Source organism: Burkholderia sp. (genome assembly GCF_018375725.1).
GTDB lineage: Bacteria > Pseudomonadota > Gammaproteobacteria > Burkholderiales > Burkholderiaceae > Burkholderia.
This window is the reverse complement of record NZ_JAHACR010000420.1, coordinates 1-2,768: the sequence shown is the minus strand read 5'-3', so window position 1 is coordinate 2,768 and position 2,768 is coordinate 1. Positions and strand designations below refer to the sequence as shown.

Genomic DNA, 2,768 nt, shown 5'->3' with positions numbered 1-2,768 from the left:
ACGCCGTTTGAGCGCTGGTGGTCGGCGTGGCCGCGTACGTCGCGGAAGGTCGCGAAGGCTGAATGCGAGAAGCGATGGAAGCGCGCGGCGCTCGACGAGTCGGCGTCTGTGGTTCTCGCGCACACCGAGGCCATGAAGCTGACGCAGCAATGGCGGGATGGCTTTGAGCCCGCTCCGCTGACGTACTTGAACCAGAAGCGCTGGCAGGATCCGCTGCCGCCTGCCGAAGGCGACGTGGGCGCGCAAGCCGCTGATCCGGAGTGGTGGCTGTCGTCCGAAGCCGTTGAGCGCCGCGGCGCAGCCGTCGGATTTCGTGCGCGGCACGCCGACGAGAACATGCATTCGTACCGAGTGCTGGTTGCGCGGGCATGTGGCCGGGGGCCATGGATCGATTACGTCATGAAGCATGCCGAGAAGTCCGGTTCTGAGCGGTTCTATGCCTGGGTGCGCGCGCAGCTTGGCGAAGAGCTGCTGCCTGCGGACGACTACGCGTCATGAGCAAGAACGCACTCCGTTATCCCGAGAGCGCGATCACCGGCGGCGTGTTCGGCACCGCGCGCGTGCGCGGCATGGTTGCTGACACGGCGGCGCGGCTCGCTGCGGCCGGCCCGGTACCGCTCGACGCGGCGACCGCGCGGCTGGTCGGCGGCGCGCCGGCTCCGACGCCGTTACAGCGCATGCAGGCACTCGGCCGACTGCCGGCCGGCCGCATGAACAAGACCGAGGCCGCATATGCCGAGCTGCTCGCCGCTAGCGTGCACTGCGGAGAGATCGTCGAATTCAAGTTCGAATCGCTGAAGCTGCGGCTCGCCGACCGCACCTGGTACACGCCCGACTTCGCGATCGTGCTGCCGGACGGAGCACGCGAGATCCACGAGGTGAAGGGCCATTGGACCGACGACGCCCGCGTGAAGATCAAGGTCGCCGCCGAGCTATACCCGCACTACCTGTTCATCGCCGTGCGGCGCGTGAAAGGTGAGTGGGTTCGGGAGGTGTTCTGATGGCGAAGCTCGGACGCAAACCATCGACGGGGCCGCTTGTGCTCAACCTGCTCGAAACCATCGGCCCAATGAGCGCCCGCGAGATTGCCGATTACCTCGGCGTGGCGATCCAGAACATCAACTGCGCCATTCGCGTGATGCGCGATGCACACGAGCTGCGCGGCGAGCCGAAGCTGCTCTACGTGAAGGACTGGGAGTTTCCGGCGCGCGCGCACGGCGGCCGCGAAAACGCGGTATGGGCGCGCGGCGATCTGTCATGCAAGAAGCGCCCGAAGCGCGACAAGGCCGCGGTCGAGCGCCGCCATAAGTCGCGCAAGCGGATGATCGCGCGCGTTGCGCGCACTGAGCCTGGCAATCACTTCGCATCGCTCATCGCGCAGGTGACTGCATGAGCCATCGACCGAATAAGCGCGAACGCGAGCACATGGGCCGGATCTCGAACATGGAGTGCATCTGCTGCTACCTGCTCGGCCGGAAGCAAACCAGCAAGACGGATGTTCACCACGTGCGCGTCGGCCACGGCGGCGCGCAGCGCGCCGGCGACTTCTGCACGGTGCCGCTCTGTCACGACGACTGCCACCAGGGCAAGAACGGCGTGCACGGCGATCAGGCATACCTGCGCATCTTGAAGGTGACGCAGATCGACCTGTTGAACGCGACGCTGGAGAGGCTCTACGGATGAGGCTGCTCGTGCGCATGACGCTGCCGTTTGCATCGATCGAGGGGTACGAGAAATTCGAATGCATTGTGAAGCGCGTCATCGGGCCCGTGATCGAGCCTGAGACTGGTGGCGCGTTCATCTTCGCCGATGTCGAGCTACCCGAGAAATACCGCCCGTTCGCGGCGGCGCGTGGCTGGAATGCTGACGGTACGTATCGCGTCGAGGCGACGGTGAAAGAAAACCGGCGATCGCTGGCCGCATTCATCGCGAGCGGCGATCTTCAATGGGACTTGTGTGTGTGACCGATGGAATTGATCAATGCCGGTAGCCTCTCCGAGGCTAGTTCGCATCACCCAGTAATGCAACCGCTTCAAATCTCAACCGAAATATCCGGGGCAAGCATGGATCGAATCGACGAACTTCTACTCGATTGGTACGAATGGAGCCAAGGCTACAACCCTGGCGTCGACTATCATGCCTTCGACAGCAGCACCGCCGGGTTCCGGTCGAGCCGTCAATGGATGGAATACGAAGAGCTGAACGAAGAGGTCGACTGGCAGCTGAAGAAGACTGTCGGAAAAGTCGTCGAGCCGATGATCCAGAAACTCGATCTACAAGCGCGCATTGCGATCAACACGGCGATGCGCAACTTTGCTTCTGGAGCGAACGTCTGGTCGAGTCCGCGCATGGAAGGCGACGGCGTGGAAGCGGAGTATAAGCGCGCGAAGGCCATTCTCTGCCCGCAGATGGTCGCGGCCGGTTTGCTTGAGCGCGCTACTTGTAAAGCGCTCGAAATTGCCATATGATCCGCACCAGTTGGACGAGTTGCGTCCACAGAAAACCGAATCGATTCCCGAAGCCCGCTTGGCATCCGCCAGCGGGCTTTTTGCTTTGCGCGGTCCGCAAGCCGGCGAGTGCGACAACCCCGGCAGCCTCGGACGTTCTGGAAGTCGGATCCTCCGCCGGTTCGCCGGAACTCAGTCCGACGCGGGTCGGGGCACCCTCAACCATTGGAGCACATCATGAGCGATCTCGAAGCGCGCGAGCGCACGCGCACCGGCATCGCGAACCTACGCGTCGAATACAACAAGGTTCACGGCTTCTAT

General features: G+C 63.4%; 7 protein-coding genes. All 7 read left to right on the top strand.

Annotation, left to right across the window (positions count from 1 at the left end; all coding sequences use genetic code 11):
* Window positions 1-498, top strand: a 498-nt coding sequence (locus KH616_RS23790; RefSeq protein ID WP_292253522.1) for a hypothetical protein, incomplete at its 5' end; no start/stop codon positions are given.
* Window positions 495-1,001 carry a hypothetical protein gene (locus KH616_RS23785; protein ID WP_292253521.1) on the top strand — a complete coding sequence of 169 codons (507 nt, stop codon included), beginning with the start codon at window positions 495-497 and terminating at the stop codon, window positions 999-1,001. The genes KH616_RS23790 and KH616_RS23785, both read left to right, overlap by 4 nt.
* A complete protein-coding gene (locus KH616_RS23780) occupies window positions 1,001-1,393 on the top strand; it encodes a hypothetical protein (protein WP_292253519.1) in 393 nt (130 codons plus the stop codon). The genes KH616_RS23785 and KH616_RS23780 overlap by 1 nt, the downstream gene beginning before the upstream one ends.
* Window positions 1,390-1,683, top strand: a complete 294-nt coding sequence (locus KH616_RS23775; protein ID WP_292253518.1) for a hypothetical protein — start codon at window positions 1,390-1,392, stop codon at window positions 1,681-1,683. Before KH616_RS23780 ends, KH616_RS23775 begins: the two co-directional genes overlap by 4 nt.
* Before the next feature lie 8 nt (window positions 1,684-1,691).
* Window positions 1,692-1,964, top strand: a complete 273-nt coding sequence (locus KH616_RS23770; protein WP_292253515.1) for a hypothetical protein — start codon at window positions 1,692-1,694, stop codon at window positions 1,962-1,964.
* Window positions 1,965-2,063: 99 nt separating this feature from the next.
* Window positions 2,064-2,468 (top strand): hypothetical protein, encoded by a 405-nt coding sequence (locus KH616_RS23765; RefSeq protein WP_292253513.1) that lies wholly within the window; start codon window positions 2,064-2,066, stop codon window positions 2,466-2,468.
* 216 nt (window positions 2,469-2,684) lie between these two features.
* Window positions 2,685-2,768, top strand: an 84-nt coding sequence (locus KH616_RS25460; RefSeq protein WP_366835200.1) for a hypothetical protein, incomplete at its 3' end; no start/stop codon positions are given.

Coding starts and splice junctions, on each gene's coding strand:
- KH616_RS23785 (WP_292253521.1), top strand. CDS start 495: ATGAGCAAGAACGCACTCCGTTATCCCGAGAGCGCGATCACCGGCGGC.
- KH616_RS23780 (WP_292253519.1), top strand. CDS start 1,001: ATGGCGAAGCTCGGACGCAAACCATCGACGGGGCCGCTTGTGCTCAAC.
- KH616_RS23775 (WP_292253518.1), top strand. CDS start 1,390: ATGAGCCATCGACCGAATAAGCGCGAACGCGAGCACATGGGCCGGATC.
- KH616_RS23765 (WP_292253513.1), top strand. CDS start 2,064: ATGGATCGAATCGACGAACTTCTACTCGATTGGTACGAATGGAGCCAA.